This is a genomic window from Reyranella sp., from assembly GCF_050185545.1.
In the GTDB taxonomy this organism is placed as follows: Bacteria; Pseudomonadota; Alphaproteobacteria; order Reyranellales; family Reyranellaceae; genus Reyranella.
Map to the genome: position 1 here is coordinate 1 of NZ_JBFWZI010000172.1, position 15,555 is coordinate 15,555.

Below are 15,555 nucleotides of genomic sequence, written 5' to 3' on the forward strand. Positions count from 1 at the left end.
CTCGCCTCGCGACGACGCAGTTGCAGTCGGTTACAGGCCGGAGTGGGCTTGCCTGGAAGGGACTTCCACCCTCCAAGCCAGACACACTCGCGGTCGCACGAGCGCGCCACTCCTGTGGCGCTCTTCTTGTCGACAACACACCCATGAGCGCCACAGGAGTGGCGCGCTCCCAGCCATGAGAGTCGTGACCCCTTCGTCGCGTATGACGCGACACCTCCCCCGCGAAGCTGGGGAGGAACGGATCGTCGGGCGCCCCTGAGCATTCGCCAAGTGCCGGCAGCCGAAGCAGGCGATGCCGGTCCGGGCTGCGCTCATCGCTGCCATTCCCAAGAAGCGCGGCCGGGTCACTTGAGGGGCCAGCCTGAAGTTCGTTAGAATTCGCGGCAGCTGCAAAATCCCGGGAGGATTGGCATGGCGCGCACGCTCGACATCGAACCGCTCGACGCCACCACCTTTGGCGCCGTCGTCCGCAACCTCGACGTCCGCACGCTCGACGAGTCCGAGTTCCGTGCGCTCTACGCCGCCTGGCTCGAGTACGCCCTGCTGATCTTTCCCGGCCAGTTCCTGAAGCGCGACGAGCAGATCGCCTTCGCCAAGCGCTTTGGCCCGCTCGAGTTCGACATGGTGTCGCTGAGCAACGTCAAGGAAGACGGCACCCTGCGGCGCGAGGAGGACAACGACGACAGGATGAAGGTCCTGAAGGGAAACATGGGCTGGCATTGCGACAGCACCTACATGCCGGTGCAGGCCAAGGGCGCCGTGTTCAGCGCCGAGGAGGTGCCGACCATCGGCGGTCATACCGGGTTTGCCGACCTGCGCGCCGCCTACGATGCGCTCGACGAAGGCATGCGGGCCCGGATCGAGGGTCTCGCCGCCTATCATTCGCTGCACTACAGCCAGGCCAAGATGGGCCACTTCGCCGACAAGGCCGACGGCGAGTACAACGGCTATGGCTTCCACAACGGCCCGGTGCCGCTGCGGCCCCTGGTCAAGACCCATCCCGAGACCGGCCGCAAATCGCTGCTGATCGGCCGCCACGCCCACAACATCCCGGGGCTCTCCCAAGAGGAGTCCGATCGCCTGCTGCAGGAGCTGGTCGACTTCACCTGCCGGAAGCCGCGCATCTACCATCACGACTGGGTGCCGGGCGACGCCGTGGTGTGGGACAACCGATGCCTGATGCACCAGGCCACGCCGTGGGACATGAAGCAGCGCCGCATCATGTGGCACAGCCGCATCGCGGGCGACCCCATTGCCGAGGCGGCGCTGCCGAACTGAGCCCGGGGATCAGAAGAAGCCGTCGAGGAATGCCGCCGTTTCATCGCTGATTCCGGCGAGCTTGTTGGTCGCCTGTCGATAGAGCTTGAAGTTGAGCTCGGTGCCGGGCTGGCCGTCATTCCAGTCGGTGAGATACCTGAGCTCATTCCGCCCCAGCGGCCGCTTCGCGAGCGCGGTGCGCCTGATGGAGAGACTGACGCGGGGCGTTTGCCGGGCAATGCCGCGCTTCCTCGCGATCGCCTCGACCGACGTGACAATGCCGCGTCCAACGAGGCCCTGTCCGCCCTCGTTCTCGCTCGCAAACACGAAGACCGTGTCGCCTTCGGCGATGCGCTTGCCGCCATACATCGTCTTTTGCGCGAGGAACGTGAACGTCCTCGCCTGCGAATTGCGAACCTCGGCCTTGATCGCAAACGCCATGGCTCTCCTCCTTGCCAACCGGACGCACGCTGGAACCAATATCATGGGTGCACGTCATTCCAAGGCAGGGTTGGGCCAAAGAAGGCGGAACCAAAGAAAGGCGACAGGGATGAACTTGCGAATCGGCTCGCTTGTCTGGGGCGTGCAGGACGTGCCTCGCGCAATCCGGTTCTGGTGCGAGGCACTGCGCTACACGCCCCTGCGGCCACCCTCGGAGGACTGGGCGATCCTGGTGCCGGTCGACGGCGCGGGTCAGCAGATGGCGATAACGCTCGTCTCGTCCGACCCGCAGACCCACCAGCGCCACCACCTCGATCTCTACGCCTCGGACCGCGCGGCCGAGGTGGAACGGCTGCTCGGGCTCGGCGCGAGCCGGGTCGACTGGCGCTATCCCGACGGTGCCGACTACGTCGTGCTGGCTGATCCCGACGGCAACAAATTCTGCGTCGTGCAGAAGTAGCTGAGCGTCAGGTTCTTCTGGACCGCGGGCGTCCCGCCCGCTCATGACGCATGAGCGGACGGGACGCCCGCGGTCCAGAAGACCATGACACTCCATCCGCGAAGACGCCAACACCTACCCCAAGCGCAGCTTGGGGAGGACCGAGATCAATGCGGCGGCATCGGGATGAAGACCGGCGGCGTGCCCGACATCTTCGATCGCGCCTTGATGTCGGCATCGTTGGCGCCGTGCGGCTTCAGGTAGACGTAAAACGGCGTGCGGCGTTCGACGATGTCGTTGCCGGGCTGGGCCTGGCGGCTGATCAGCATGTCGGACTGGATGCGCACATGCATGTAACCGGGAATCAGCTCGGCCCAGCTGGCCACTTCGGGCGTGAAGACGATGTCGTAGGTGTACCCGTCGACCAGCTTCACCACGCCGCGGCCCGCGCCGTCGGCGGGACTGGACGGCACCTGTTGCCAGATCAGGCCCGACTGAGCGTAGACACCGACCGCATTGAGCATCACGTAGAGCGGTGCTGCCGCGTCGATGTTCTGCATCGCAATGGTCATGCGATAGGACTTGCCGTCCGGCTCGGGCACGATGCGCTTAAGCTCGACATAGAGCGACGTCAACGCCTGGTGCTCGAGCAGGAGGCGCGCCTGCTTGTAGCGGCGCAGCGCCTGATCCTGCCAGATGCCGATGCCGCCATCGATCGCGAAGGCCGCCAGCACCACGCCGACGACGCCCATCACCATCGGCGAGCGCCAGAGGCCGAGATGGCGGCCGAGCTTCACAGCGATGCCGGTCGGCGGCGCGGTTGAAGGCCGCGGCGCCGCGGCCGCGAGCTTATCGAACAGATCACGGCCGGATGGGGCGTGATCGGACGGCCCGCGATCGGACGGGCTGCGATCGGACCGGCTGCGATCGAAGGGGGCGCGATCGGACGCGGCGGCCTGCGACTGTTGCTGCGTCAGCCCGAGCCGGCGCCTGAGCAGGCGCAGTTCGGATTGCCCGGTCGCCACCTGGCGCTGCAGATCGCGGATCAGCGCATCCTTCTGCTCCGGCGAGAGCTTGCGCGGATCGGGACGCTTCATCATTCGACCAGCGTGCCGTTGGCGATGTGAACGATCTGCCCGGCCTGCTCGGCCAGGGCAAGGTTGTGGGTCACCAGGACCAGGGTGGTGCCGAGCTCGCGGTTGACGCCCAGAAGCTCGTCCATGATCTCGATTTCGGTCTGCTCGTCGAGATCGGAGGTCGGCTCGTCGGCGAGCAGCAGCACCGGATCGTTGATCAGCGCCCGGGCGATGGCGGCGCGGCGCTGCTCGCCGGCCGACACTTCCGACGGATAGGCGTCGAGATAGTCGCGCAAGCCCATACGGGCCAGCAGGGCCGAGGCCTTGTCGTAGGTTCCGGCGCTGTCGCGCGCGCCGCCCAGCATCGCCGGCAGGGCGACATTGTCGACCAGCCGCAAGGTCGGCAGCAGGCTCGCGAACTGGAAGACGAAGCCGATGCGGCTGTTGCGGAAGCGCGCCAGGGCATCGTCGCCCAGGCCCCAGATGTCGGTACCGTCGATCGTCACCCTGCCGCCGCTCGGCCGGCTCAGGCCGCCGATCATCGCCATCAGCGAGGACTTGCCCGAGCCGGAGCGACCGATGATAGCGGCGTAGCGCCCCGTCTGGACTTCCAGATCGAGGTCGACGACGGCAGCGACATCGCCGCGCTCGGTGCGGTAGGTCTTGCTGAGCTGCCGGCACGCAAGCATCGCCTCACGCCTCGCTGCGCACGAGGTCGTAGGCGTCGCGCCGGCTGGCGCGCCAGGCCGGATAGAGCACGCCCAGCGCGCCGATCAGCACCGACAACACGATCGCGCCGGCGGCAAAGGCCACCGTCCTCGCGAGGTCGTCCCAGAGGAAGGGCACGCCGAGCCGCTCGAGATTGTAGACCAGCGAGCGCTCGTAGAGCCGCATGACCAAGAGCCCCAGCGCCACGCCGAGCGCGCCGCCGATGCCGGTCGCCAGCATGGCCTCGACCACCATCATGCCCAGCACCTGTGCCCGCCGGGCGCCGATCGCCTTCAGGAGACCGAGCTCAGCCCGCCGCTCTGCGACGATGGCCGAGAACAGGACGCTCACCATCAGCGCCGTGCTGCCCAGCATGACGATCATCAGCACCAGGATGCCGTCGAGCAGCGAGGTCAGGCCCTGGCGGATGCCGCTCAAGGTCGTGTCGCCGCTCACCACCCTGACGCCCTGCAGGGTCGACAGGATGGCGAAGCGCGCCTGCAACGAGGTGGCGCCGGGCGCCAGCTCGATCAGGAAGCCGGTGACCTTGCCGGGCTGCAGCACGGGCAGCGGCTTGCCATGGCCCTGGATCGAGCCCGCAAGCGCCTCCAGCGTGGCCGACGCCATGAACACGCCGCGCTCGTGCGTGCCCACACCGGTGCGGCCGAGCCGGCCGTAGACGACATGCGGCTTGCCGAAGACCAGGAGCTGTGAGCCGAGCGGGGCGTCACGGCCGGCGCCCAGGATGACGTCGCCCGGCTGCAGGCCGCGATTGAGCTTCTCGACCAGCCACGGCTGGATGGTGAAGTCGCGCACTGGATCGAAGCCGATCAGGTCGACCGAGTCGTGGTGGCTGCCGATGCCGGAATGCTCGACCCGCGCGATCTTCTGCGGCGCACTGCGGCCGACGCTGGCGAGATGGGCCTTGTCGATCTGGTCCGCATCGAGCACGAGGTCGGTCGGCTCGACGGTGAGCAGCGCCGCCGTGATGTTGGTGAGCGCGCCATCGGGCACCACCATCAGGTCGGCGCCCATACGGGTGAACCCCACCGCCATGCTGCGCTCGATGCTGCTCATCAGGGTCGCCCCGGCGAACAGCGCCCCGCTGCCGACCGCGACAGCCGCGATCAGCAGCAGGGTGCGCGCCTTGCGCCGCCCGAGATTCTGCAAAGCGAGGTTTGCGAGCAGCCAGCGCATGATCATTCCTCCTCCCCAGCCCGGCTGGGGAGGAAAAGACTCCTCACAGCGTGCACGAACGCGTGTGCTTCATATGCTCGAGCTTGGTCGGGATGATGACGCAGTCATGGTGGCCGCCGTTGCTCGGCAGGATGCCGATCAGCGTGTCGGTCGAGGTGTCGATCACGGCGATGCCGCTCGACTGGCGCTGGAAGCCGCTGAACGGCGTCACCACGTACTTGCCGTCGTAGGTCAGTGCGGGGGTCTGCAGGTCGGGGCCGATGCCCTGGATCTCCTTGGCGATCGTCCAGGTCTTTGTGTCGACCACCATGATGCCGCTGAATGCGGGCGAGGGATGCAGGATCGTCAGGTAGAGCTTCGAGCTGTCGAGCGAGAACACCATGTGGAACGGGTTGGGATACTTGCCGCGCCACAGCGGATCTTCGACATGAGCGATCTTGCGCCAGTTGCGCGGATCGGGATCGGAGGTGCTGTACACCGAGCAATTGTTCTCGCGCAGATTGTTCATCATCACGAGGAACTTGCCGTCGGGCGAGAAGCCGATCTCGTGGCCCGGCGAATGGATCTTGTCGAACACCACCTTCCAGGTGTCCTTGTCGATCTGCTCGACCTTGTACTGGCCCTTCGAATCCTTGTTGAACTGCAGGAACGCCACCGGATCGAAGTTCTTCTCCGGATCGAGGATGCAGATGCCGCCGCACAGCCGCACCACGGTGGCGGCCCAACGGCCCTCCGGATGCCAGATCGTGCCGTCGGCGCCGGTCAACGCCAGCGGATCGTCGCCCGGCAGCGAGCCCTCCTCGACGAACAGCTCGCCCATCGGCACCATTTCCCAGTCGATCTTGTTGCCCTTGGTGCCGCGGTAGTCGAAGAGGCCGGTGCGCGGATCGGGATAGATCTTCCTGATGGTGAGCGTGCCGCCCTTGATCCATGCCTCGCGCAGGTCGCGCACGTTGGGCTCCCAGTCGAAACGCAGCGCCGCCTTGACCTTGGAGGTGGTGCGATCGAAGCAGGCAGCGATGTCCTTCTGGCCGTCGGTCACGAAGTAGGATTGCGCGTCCTTGGGATTGATCGTGACGTGCACGCCAAGCCCCAGCCCGGTCGTCTCCGACACGTTCTCGATCAGCTGCATCTGCGTGCCGTCGAAGCGTACACGGTAGATGTTGGTGCCGCCCGGCGCCGTTTCGGCGGTCACGGCGGTCGGCATGCCGTAGATCAGCGAGTTCTGGCCGCCCTGTGTGCTGTTGACGAACTCGAAGCCGTGGATCGGATCGGCGCTGGGGAAGGCGCAGAGGTGATGACTGATCGGATTGTAGTCGCCGTAGTTCCAGTACCAGATCGAGGCCAGAACGCGGTTGGAGTTGAGATCGATAGCGTAGGTGCCGCCGCCCATCTTGGTCGGCAGCAGGGCCACCCAGTTGCCCAGGCTCTGGCCGCGCAGGTCGGCGCGGCTGTCGACTACCTCGCGTGTGATGTTGTGGCGCTGTACCTCGGTGTAGTTGTCGCCGGCGTGGCGCACGCCGTGATCGGATACCGAGCCGCTGCCCAGCACCTTGTAGCCGATGACGCCGGCCTCGGCGACCGCGGCGGTGCCGACGGCGACGTTGAACATGGTGCGCCGGCTGATGCCGTTGCGCGCCGGCGGTTCGGCGACGGCGACGGTCCTGGCCTTGCGCTCGTCGGCCTCCTTCTTGTCCGCCAGATAGGTCTGGAATTCCTTGTGATCCTGCTCGTCGACCTCGGCACGCCGCCGGGCATAGTCGTCGGCCGTGGCGCGAGCAGCCGGAACCCTCCCTGCCGGCGCCCCGGGCTTGACGCCGGGACTTCCGCGCTGCGGGCTCTTGGTTGCCGTCTTCTTGCGCCTCGCCATCTCGATCTCCCTAGCGGCTTCGTGTCGTGAACGCGCGATAGTAGACACGCGGCGCGATGATGCAAACGCCATCAGATATGCAGACGCGCAGGCCAGATCGTTCGCGCCGCCCACGTCGAAGACGCCGGTTCGCGGTCATGCCGACGGCGACAATGTCGCGACGGGGGTGCCTAGCCATCAGCTCCTGCCGAGGGCATCCTTCGCCCGTTCTCTGGGTTCAGGAGGTCGCCGTGATCTTCCGCAGGATTCTCGTCGCCGTCGACAGCGAGCCGATCGCGGCACACGCCGTCGACATCGCCACCGAGTTGGCGCGACAGGCGGGCGCGGAGCTGGCCTTCATCCATGTCATCGAGCCGGCACTGGTCAATGCCGCCGATACCGGCCTCCAGCCCGAGACGCTGGTCGCTTCGGCCAAGGACGAGGCGCGCAAGCTGATCGCCGACTTCCGCAAGCATCTGCCCGAGCAGCTGGCGGTTCTGGAGTTCATCCAGATCGGCCCCCCGGCCGGCGAGATCGTCAACGCAGCCAGGGACTGGCCGGCCGACCTGGTGGTGATCGGCAGCCATGGCCGGGGCGGCCTCAAGCGAGCGCTGATGGGCAGCGTCGCCGAGGCCGTCATGCGCCAGGCGCCCTGTCCGGTCCTGGTCGCCCGCGCCAAGAGCTAGGGCGACCGCCCGGTCGGGTCAGACCCAGAAGGCGTCGGGCACCGCGCCTTCCACCGTGTTCACGCCGGTCAGCGTGATCCGGTCGGCGTCGGTCGCGAGGTTTCCATCGGTATCGAACACCGCGATCGCGGTGAAGACATTGATGCAGCTTTCGGCGCCGCACAGCCCGCCGACCGAGGCGAGATCGAGCGAATAATCGCCACCGCCGTTGTCGACCAGATCGCCGACATCGTCGGCCAGCACGATCGGCGCCCCGCCGTCGACACTGAGCGTGAGGTCGAAGTCGACCAGCACCGCATTGAACAGGGGCGACGCCGCAAAGACGTCGCTGAGGGACTCCGCATCAGGAACGACCTCCGCGCCACCGGTGTTGTCGACCTGGTCGAGCGTCGCCTCGTTGACACCGCCGCCGAACCCGACGGCCGTCACCGAGGCCCGCGCCTGCAAATCGGCGGCCTCGTCGAGGAAGCTGCCCCCCGTGGTCGGCTCGCCGTCCGAGACGAAGAGGACGAAATTGTCCTCCGTTCCGGCCAGATCGACGGCATCGAAGAAGTCGTTCGCCAGAGCGAGAGCCGCCGTGTAGTTGGTGAACCCGCCGGTCTGGGTCGTGATGCCGAGCGCCGAGATGTCGTCGAGGGACGCATCGAACAGGTCGAAATTCGCCGAAGCGTCGGCGCCGGTCGCGAAGCGGATCAGCTGGACCTCGACGTCGTTCTCCGCTCCCGTGAACTGGGTTCGCAGCAGGTCGATCGTGTCCTGGATGGCCTCGATCTGCTCGGCGTACTCGGCGGCCGAGATGCTGCCCGAGGCGTCGAACACGAAGGCGACGTTGACGTCGACCTCGACCAGGTCGCCGGTCACGATGTCGACCTCCACGAAGCTCGAATCGTTGGCCGTGCGGTCCTCGGTCGCGACCGTGAGGCTGATCGACTGGCCGTTCGGCGTGACAGCGTCATCGACCTGGACCTCGCGCAACGGGTCGATCACATTCACAGCCACGTCGGCCTGGCCGAAATTCCCGTCGTCGTCGTCGATCTGGTACTGGAAGGCGTCGACGACGCTGTCGTCGCCCGCCGTGTCGACGATCGTGTCGGCATAGGTCACGGTGCCGTCGGGATTGACCACGGCGGTTCCGAAGTCCGGCGGATCGGTGATCGCGACCGACGTCGGATCGAGATCGCCGTCGGCGTCCGAGTCGTTGGCGGCGACATCGATGTCGACCGTATCAGCCAGCTCGACATAGGCGATGTCGTCCTGCGCCAGCGGGGCAGCCGGGATGTCGCACAGGAGCTTGCCGGCGGCGTTGCCGCCGGTAATCCGGATACCCATCTGGGATCCCAGATCCTCGAGGGTCAGCGGGCCATCCGAGCTGGTGAGGACGAAAGAGCCTGCCTCGATCATGCCCTGACCATTGCCCGGGCCGCCGATCTCGACGCCGAAGGTCGGCTCGAGGGCCTTGCCGACGACGCCATGGATGTTGGCGCCCTGGCCCATGTCCTGGATGCCGTCCGGATCGCCCAGGAACTCGGTCACGCCGACGCCTGCGGCCGTCAACGACCCGACATCGACTCCGGGCTTGAAGAAGAACCCACGGAAGTCGCCTGCGAAGCCGTCATCCAGCTCATAGGAAACAGTGAGCGTCCCGGCTACGTCGTCTTCGACAATCGTAACGATGACGCCATCGATCGTGCACGTGACTTGTCGGAGTGCCATGAAACCCTCCCCTGTGAGGACATGATTGACGGTCTGGACCGACTGCGCTCGACCTCCCGCCGACAGCAAGCCACCGGCAGCAGCCGTGCGTGCGCGTCACCGACTGGCCGGCGGCGAAGCACTCCCAAAGCGTCACCGACCGAGGCAGCCGCGTCGATGGACCGGACGGGGCAACGAGAGTTCGTCGACGGTCTACAGCGGATAGACCATGGGCAGTTGGGCCACGGCCGGCGCCGCCAGCAGCAGGGCAGACCAGTGGCGAACCATCGACCGGGCCGACGCGGCCCCGATGCTCCTCATGGCCGCCGCCGCCTCGGCACGACGGCGCACCTGGAGCTTCTCGAGGATCTTGTGGACGTGGTTCTTCACCGTGGCGGCGCTGATGCCGAGTTGACGGGCGATCCTCTTGTTCGACCAGCCTCGGTCGATGAGCTCGATCACCTCGACCTCCCGGCTCGACAGCCCCGCGACGTTGGGCCGATGAGCGTGCCAATGCACGATAGCGGTCAGGCACTGCAGCAGCGTTCCGGCAATTCGCGCCGGACACGGCACTTCGCCGCGCACGACGCCTTCGATGGTCGCCAGGACGTCCTCGGCCGAGCCGTTCTTCTCGATCATGCCGGAAACCCCGGCCTTGGCGCAGGCCAGGATCTCGTGCTCGACGTTCGAGACCCCGAACGCGACGATTTTGGCCGTCGGCGGACAATTCAGGGCCGGCGCGCCAGCGGGCGAACTCAGGCAGTCGATATCGAGCAGCACGACATCGGGAGCGGTACCGGAGGACGGCTCGGTCCCACCCTCCATGCCGACGATCTCGACTCGCCCTGTGGCAGCCAGCATGGCGGCCGTTGCCTCGCGATAGAGGCGCATGCCACTTACGATAAGGACCTGTGGCCGCCTTGCGACCTTGCCGCAGGCCGTGCCGACGTCGCCTTCGAGGTTCGTTACCGCCAGCGTCATGACTGGCCCTTTTTTCCGACGCCAGCGTAGGGAATTTGCACTACCATGTACCGTGATCAAGCTGTGGCAGGCCCCTCGTTGTCGCTCGAGCGGCGTTCCCCGAAGGGGTCAGGGATGGTGCGCTCGTCCGATTTCCAGCCCGGGCTCGACGCGACCGCGCCGGTGAAAGGGTGTGCGGGTGGTGGAACTCTGGGAAAGACTGGTGTCGGCCGGGTCGTCGGCCTGGAATGACCTGTCTGGGCCGCAGCGGCTGATCGCCGGCGCAGGCCTTGTCGGCGGCGGACTGCTGGTTGCGTACCTTCTGCTCGGGTGGGTCTGGCAGGTGGGCAAGTACCTCGTGCTGCTGGTTGCCTTCGCGAGCGTCGTGCATCTGTTCTTCCCGGACATCCTCTGCTCGTCGCCCTGGAGCGCCAGGCTGGAGGTGATCTGCCGGTAACTCGGCCAGGGTCGGCAACGGTCATGGCGATGGCGCGGCGCGCGTGTCGGCCTGCTTCTTGTCGTCGAGCAGGTTTCCGCATGTTCCCTGTCGTCGACAGCAGCACGGTGTGGCCACCGCCTGTCTGCCGGCTGGTTGACGCGCCTGTTTCCGAATAGTGTTGCGCCGATGCCGGTCGTCGGCCGGCCCTTCGCGGGAGCGCGGTAATGGACTACATGGTCGTGATCAGTGCCATCGTTCTCGGCCTGTCCGTGCTGGCGACCCTTGCCAAGTTCCTCGACTGGTTCGTGCACAGCGACCCCAGGACGATGCTGCGCACCGCGCGCTGGATGCTGCTGCTGCTGCTGATCGCCGGCATCGGTCTCCTGATCTACGCCATCGCCGACGGCCAGTGGTCGCTCGCCATGCTGGTCGGCGCCGCCCTGCTGATCGTGCCCACGGTTCTCAAGTGGCGCTCCCTGCTCGCGCCGCTGCACTGGGTCTCGGGTCTGTTCCGCCGCCGGCCGGCGCCATTCGACATGGAGGTGCGCGACTTCGATCCCGCCGACGATCCCGAGATGGTGCGCCGGGCGGCGGCGATACTCGAAGCCTACGTCGCCAGCTCCTCGCCGGTGGCTCTGAACGACAGGTTGGCCCTGACCGACGAGCGGGGCGGCGAGACGATGTCGAACGGCGAGGCGCTCGAGGTGCTGGGCCTCGAGCCGGGCGCCGACGACGCAACGATCCGCGCCGCGCGCAAGCGCCTGCTCGGCCTGGTCCATCCCGAGCGCGGCGGCTCGGCCTGGCTCGCCGGCAAGGTCCAGCAGGCGAGCGACACTCTCCTCGGCCAATCACGGCAATGGCCAGCCGTCGCCGAGGACCGCGCGCCACGCAATCGCGCGACGAAACGCAGTTAGCGAAGCTGCACGTCATTTTCCTAGCAAGAAATTAGATCACCAGTTTCAGGAAACGGCGGGTCGGCCCTCGGGCCGGTGGGGAACTCCTATGAAAATCGGGGCGGGTACCACACCGATTTTCCCACCGTCGTGGTGCGCGCCGGGCGTGCTGGGTGTCTCCCCGGTAATCGGGGGAGGTGGCCCGCGTAGGCGCTGTTTACAGCGCCATTGGCCGGAGGGGAAAGCCTCAAACGAGATTCACAAGACTCCGACGTCGGAACTTCATGTACCTCGCGTGAGGCTTGCCCCCTCCGCCCCGTGACGGGGCACCTCCCCCGATTACGGGGGAGGAATATGAGATGTGTCCGCCCCCTGGCAGACTCGCTGGCGAGAAGAAACCTGGAATGCCCGACCTGCCGTCAGAGGCATAAGCCGCCCTCTGTGCAGTCGCGCGATAATGCATTAGGAAACGGCCTGTACCATGACCTGAACGACGATCGGGGTTGCCGACATGACGCATGCCAAGGAGAAGCTCGCCGACATCGTCGAGGCTCTGCGCGCCGAGTGTCACGATTCGCGCGGCCTGATGCACCGGCCGGACGGGCCGACCGACGAGGAATTGCGGCAGATCGCCGACGACTTGCGCTGGCGGGCGGCGGCCGAGATCGAGCAGCTGCGCGGCGTCGTGGCGGGATGGCAGCCGATCGGCACCGCGCCCAAGGACTCGCAGCCGGTGTTGCTGTTCTGCCCCGGCCTCAACGGCCATGTCATCCGCGAGATCGTGATCGGCGTCTGGAAGTTCGACGCCAACCGCCGGACCTTCGGCTACTGGGTGAGCGATGTCGGCCATCTCGACGATGGCCAGGCCGAGACCGGCCCGTGGATCGAGTACGTCGAGCTCCAGCCCAAATTCTGGGCGCCGCTTCTTCCGCCGCCGCGCGGCTAGCAAGGGATCGGCGCGTCGGGCTGCCGCGCCGCCAACGCCGCCTCGTAGTCGCGTTGTGCTGCCTCCGCCGCCTGCCCGGCGGCATTGCTGCGATCGCGCGCCGCCGTGTCGAGCTCGAACAGGACCATCGCCGACACGATCAGCGCTGCGCCGGCAAAATAGTATGTCCAGGCGTCGAGGTAGAGCCGCAGCAGCACGACGACGAACGGGATCGGAAAGACGACCCCAAGCCAACGCATCCAGGTCTGGCGACTGTAGCGCTCGGCTTCGGCTTCGGCAGTCGCCTGCAGCTCAACGACCCGGCGCCGCAGTCCTTCCAGGTCATCACTAGACCGATCGGTAGCCATGAGATGCCTGCCGTCTCCTCCATCATAGAGCCTAGTCCGGCACCGTGCCGCGCGCCGCCCAGGCGACGCTTGCGAAGCTGCGCGGTCCATCCGGCCGACCGCTGAGATAGGCCGCGCGCACCGCCTCGATCACGCGCGCGCGGGTCGGCGCCGCAAGGCCGTCGACGAACTGCCCCAGGTTGCCCTGCGCTGTCAGCAGCGGCTGCCAGTAATCCTCGAAGTTGGCGAACTCCATGCGGATGGTCAGCAGGGTCTCGCGGACATCGGTCAATCCTGCGCGGCTCAGCAGGTCGGGCAAATCGCCCGGCTGGGTCGCCGGCCGGAACATCGTCGCCGCACGGCGCCCGTCAGCCGATGGCTCGATTGCCACCACCGTATCCCAGAAGATCCGCTGACTCGGCATGCCGCCGTACGTATCCCAGACCGAGACGGCAATCACTCCGCCCGGCCGAACGACGCGGCGCATCTCGCGCGCCGCCTGCTGGGCATCCGACACGAAATGCAACACCAGGAGCGAGAGGGCTCGATCGAACGAGGCATCGGCGAACGGCAGGTCGCAGGCATCGCCCTGGCGCGCCGTGATCGGGTTGGTGCCAATTCTTGTCTGCAAGGCGGCGACGAAATCGGCCTCGAAGTCGATGGCTTCGACTGCCTTGACCGCCGAGCGCTCGACCAGCGCCAGGCTGAGGCTGCCGGTGCCGCAACCGACATCGAGCACGCGCTCGCCGGCGGCGCTGCCGGCAAAATCGAGAAACAGCGGCGCCAGCCTTCGGCTCCAGCGGCCCATGTAGTGATCGTAAGCGGCCGCCCCGTGGGCGACGAAGGTCGAAACCATGCCGATCGGCTCCCCCTGACGTTTCCTCTTCGAGGACCTTACGGGCGGGGCCGCGCCGGGGCTAGACTGAACGAAGCACGGTGATCGTTCCGGGCAAAGACCCCTGCCGCCAACGCAAGACCAGGAGTAGACGGACATGACCGATCAATCCAATCGCATCCTGAGCGAGTTGCCGCAGCGTCTGCATCACAACGCCTATGTGTGCGAGAATCAGGAGCGGACGCGCCAGTTCTACGAGGACATCATCGGCCTGCCGCTGCTGGCGACCTGGGTCGAGGAGGCCGAGTTCCCGCAGTTTCCGGGCAAGCGCCTGTCCTACAGCCACACCTTCTACGGCATCGGCGACGGCGGTGCCCTGGCCTTCTTCGAGTTCCCCGACCCCGAAGCGGCGGCCGCCTTCAAGGCGCGCCAGCAACCCTCGTTCGTCCACATCGCGCTCGCCGTCAGCGACGCCACGCAGAAGGAGATCAAGCAGCGGCTCACCGCCGCCGGTAAATCCGTGCGCCAGGTCGATCATGGCTACTGCACGTCGATCTACGTGCAGGATCCCGACGGCCTGATCGTCGAGTTCACCGCCGACGCGCCCGGTGCCGACAAGATCGCCGCGCATCAGCGCGCCACCGCGCACGAGACCCTGCGCCGCTGGTCGGCCGGCGATCGCACCGTCAACAACGACATCCGCCCACATCGCTGAGGCACGCGTCTTCCGGACCACATGCGTGGTCCTGAAGAAGTCAAATTACGCCCTGGGTAATCGACCCTGTTGCCCGCCCGCCATAGCTTCGCGGGCATGGAAAGACGCGAACTCTTCAGAGCAATCGTTGCGGTCGGCGTCGCATCGACGCCGCCGTTGATCGGCCCTGCGCGGGCGCAACCCTCGTCTCAAAGGAGCAGGACAATGGCCAACGTCAACGAAGCCGTGGTTCGTTATCTGGCGGCGTGGAACGAGCGCGAGCCCGGGCGGCGCCGCGAGCTGGTGGCGAAGGTGTGGTCCGAGGACGGCACCTACGTCGACCCCGCCCGCGAGGGCCGTGGTCACGACAGCCTCGACGCCATGATCGCCGCGGCGCAGCAGCACTTCCCCGGCTATCGCCTCAACCTGGCGAGCGGCGTGGAGGTGCACCACGACTACGTGCGGTTCAGCTGGGTCGCCGGCGGGACGCAGGAGGCGCCGCTCTACATCAAGGGCACGGACTTCGTGGTCATGGCGGGCGACGGGCGCATGAAATCGGTGGTCGGCTTCACCGACGCGGCGCCGGCACGCTGACAGGACGGCGATTTTTGCCGCCGCGGCCGGGACGCGCGGCGGGCAAGGCTGCCGCGCCCCGGACGGGATCCGCTCGCTGCCGCTTCGCCAGAAGCTAGCCCAGCGTCGTCAGCACGGCGGCGTAGTGGACACAGGCCGCGGCCAGCACGAAGCCGTGCCAGATCGCATTCTGGTAGGCCAGCCGGTGCCAGAGATGGAAGATGACTCCGGCCGAGTAGATCACGCCACCGATGCAGATCAGCACCAGGGTCTGACCGGCAAGCGACGTCACGAAGGGCTCGATCGCGACCAGGCCGATCCAGCCCAACGCCAGGTAGACCACGACCGAAAGCGCGCGCACGAGCGCGCCATCCTGCAGCGGGCGCCACAGCTTGCCGGCGATGCCGGCGCCCGCGACGCCCCACACCGAGGCGGTGAGGCCGACCGCCCAGCCGGGTTCCAGCAGGCGCGTGAAGGGCGTGTAGGTGCCGGCGATCATGGCGAAGATCGCGGCATGGTCGAAGCGCTGCAGCCAGTCGCGCCA

General features: G+C 66.9%; 18 protein-coding genes. 8 read left to right on the forward strand and 10 right to left on the reverse strand.

Going from position 1 to position 15,555, the window contains the following annotated elements:
* Window positions 1-411: 411 nt before the first annotated feature.
* Entirely contained in the window at window positions 412-1,278 is an 867-nt protein-coding gene (locus tag AB7O82_RS30370; protein ID WP_428544358.1) for a TauD/TfdA dioxygenase family protein, read from the forward strand.
* A gap of 9 nt (window positions 1,279-1,287) precedes the next feature.
* On the opposite strand, the gene AB7O82_RS30375 is transcribed toward AB7O82_RS30370, so the two are convergent.
* A complete protein-coding gene (locus AB7O82_RS30375; protein ID WP_428544355.1) occupies window positions 1,288-1,698 on the reverse strand; it encodes a hypothetical protein in 411 nt (136 codons plus the stop codon).
* Between the two features lie 109 nt (window positions 1,699-1,807).
* Here AB7O82_RS30375 and AB7O82_RS30380 point away from each other — a divergent pair, with 109 nt between their 5' ends.
* The gene (locus AB7O82_RS30380) at window positions 1,808-2,158 is read left to right on the forward strand and encodes a VOC family protein (RefSeq protein ID WP_428544352.1); all 351 of its coding nucleotides are present in this window, start codon (window positions 1,808-1,810) and stop codon (window positions 2,156-2,158) included.
* Window positions 2,159-2,304: 146 nt separating this feature from the next.
* Here AB7O82_RS30380 and AB7O82_RS30385 read toward each other — a convergent pair whose 3' ends face one another.
* The 4 genes from AB7O82_RS30385 to AB7O82_RS30400 are packed head-to-tail and all read right to left on the reverse strand — an operon-like array spanning window position 2,305 to window position 6,988.
* Window positions 2,305-3,237: a hypothetical protein gene (locus AB7O82_RS30385; protein WP_428620960.1), complete on the reverse strand. Its 933-nt coding sequence runs from the start codon at window positions 3,235-3,237 to the stop codon at window positions 2,305-2,307.
* Complete coding sequence (locus AB7O82_RS30390) at window positions 3,234-3,902, reverse strand: ABC transporter ATP-binding protein (RefSeq protein WP_428544346.1); 669 nt, start codon at window positions 3,900-3,902, stop codon at window positions 3,234-3,236. Before AB7O82_RS30390 ends, AB7O82_RS30385 begins: the two co-directional genes overlap by 4 nt.
* Before the next feature lie 4 nt (window positions 3,903-3,906).
* Entirely contained in the window at window positions 3,907-5,118 is a 1,212-nt protein-coding gene (locus AB7O82_RS30395; protein WP_428544343.1) for an ABC transporter permease, read from the reverse strand.
* Window positions 5,119-5,161: 43 nt separating this feature from the next.
* On the reverse strand, window positions 5,162-6,988 hold the full coding sequence (locus AB7O82_RS30400; RefSeq protein WP_428544340.1) for a hypothetical protein: 1,827 nt from the start codon (window positions 6,986-6,988) through the stop codon (window positions 5,162-5,164).
* A gap of 230 nt (window positions 6,989-7,218) precedes the next feature.
* Here AB7O82_RS30400 and AB7O82_RS30405 point away from each other — a divergent pair, with 230 nt between their 5' ends.
* Window positions 7,219-7,653: a universal stress protein gene (locus tag AB7O82_RS30405; RefSeq protein WP_428544337.1), complete on the forward strand. Its 435-nt coding sequence runs from the start codon at window positions 7,219-7,221 to the stop codon at window positions 7,651-7,653.
* Window positions 7,654-7,671: 18 nt separating this feature from the next.
* On the opposite strand, the gene AB7O82_RS30410 is transcribed toward AB7O82_RS30405, so the two are convergent.
* Window positions 7,672-9,366, reverse strand: a complete 1,695-nt coding sequence (locus tag AB7O82_RS30410) for a VWA domain-containing protein (RefSeq protein ID WP_428544334.1) — start codon at window positions 9,364-9,366, stop codon at window positions 7,672-7,674.
* A gap of 192 nt (window positions 9,367-9,558) precedes the next feature.
* Window positions 9,559-10,326: a LuxR C-terminal-related transcriptional regulator gene (locus AB7O82_RS30415; protein ID WP_428544332.1), complete on the reverse strand. Its 768-nt coding sequence runs from the start codon at window positions 10,324-10,326 to the stop codon at window positions 9,559-9,561.
* 181 nt (window positions 10,327-10,507) lie between these two features.
* Between AB7O82_RS30415 and AB7O82_RS30420 the strand changes: the two genes are divergently transcribed.
* From AB7O82_RS30420 to AB7O82_RS30430, 3 genes are all read left to right on the forward strand, one after another.
* A complete protein-coding gene (locus AB7O82_RS30420) occupies window positions 10,508-10,762 on the forward strand; it encodes a hypothetical protein (RefSeq protein ID WP_428544329.1) in 255 nt (84 codons plus the stop codon).
* Window positions 10,763-10,968: 206 nt separating this feature from the next.
* The gene (locus AB7O82_RS30425; protein WP_428544326.1) at window positions 10,969-11,658 is read left to right on the forward strand and encodes a hypothetical protein; all 690 of its coding nucleotides are present in this window, start codon (window positions 10,969-10,971) and stop codon (window positions 11,656-11,658) included.
* 490 nt (window positions 11,659-12,148) lie between these two features.
* Window positions 12,149-12,583 (forward strand): hypothetical protein, encoded by a 435-nt coding sequence (locus AB7O82_RS30430; RefSeq protein ID WP_428544323.1) that lies wholly within the window; start codon window positions 12,149-12,151, stop codon window positions 12,581-12,583.
* Here AB7O82_RS30430 and AB7O82_RS30435 read toward each other — a convergent pair.
* Window positions 12,580-12,930, reverse strand: coding sequence for a hypothetical protein (locus AB7O82_RS30435; RefSeq protein WP_428544321.1), 351 nt, complete (start codon window positions 12,928-12,930; stop codon window positions 12,580-12,582). The two genes, AB7O82_RS30430 and AB7O82_RS30435, sit on opposite strands and share 4 nt — an antisense overlap.
* A 31-nt stretch (window positions 12,931-12,961) precedes the next feature.
* Window positions 12,962-13,765 (reverse strand): class I SAM-dependent methyltransferase, encoded by an 804-nt coding sequence (locus AB7O82_RS30440; RefSeq protein WP_428544318.1) that lies wholly within the window; start codon window positions 13,763-13,765, stop codon window positions 12,962-12,964.
* A gap of 136 nt (window positions 13,766-13,901) precedes the next feature.
* Here AB7O82_RS30440 and AB7O82_RS30445 point away from each other — a divergent pair, with 136 nt between their 5' ends.
* Together AB7O82_RS30445 and AB7O82_RS30450 are read left to right on the forward strand one after the other, a co-directional pair.
* Complete coding sequence (locus tag AB7O82_RS30445) at window positions 13,902-14,459, forward strand: VOC family protein (protein WP_428544315.1); 558 nt, start codon at window positions 13,902-13,904, stop codon at window positions 14,457-14,459.
* Window positions 14,460-14,663: 204 nt separating this feature from the next.
* A complete protein-coding gene (locus AB7O82_RS30450) occupies window positions 14,664-15,032 on the forward strand; it encodes a nuclear transport factor 2 family protein (protein ID WP_428544312.1) in 369 nt (122 codons plus the stop codon).
* A gap of 94 nt (window positions 15,033-15,126) precedes the next feature.
* Here AB7O82_RS30450 and trhA read toward each other — a convergent pair.
* Window positions 15,127-15,555 (reverse strand): PAQR family membrane homeostasis protein TrhA (trhA, locus tag AB7O82_RS30455; protein ID WP_428620961.1); only part of this gene is annotated, 429 nt, incomplete at its 5' end.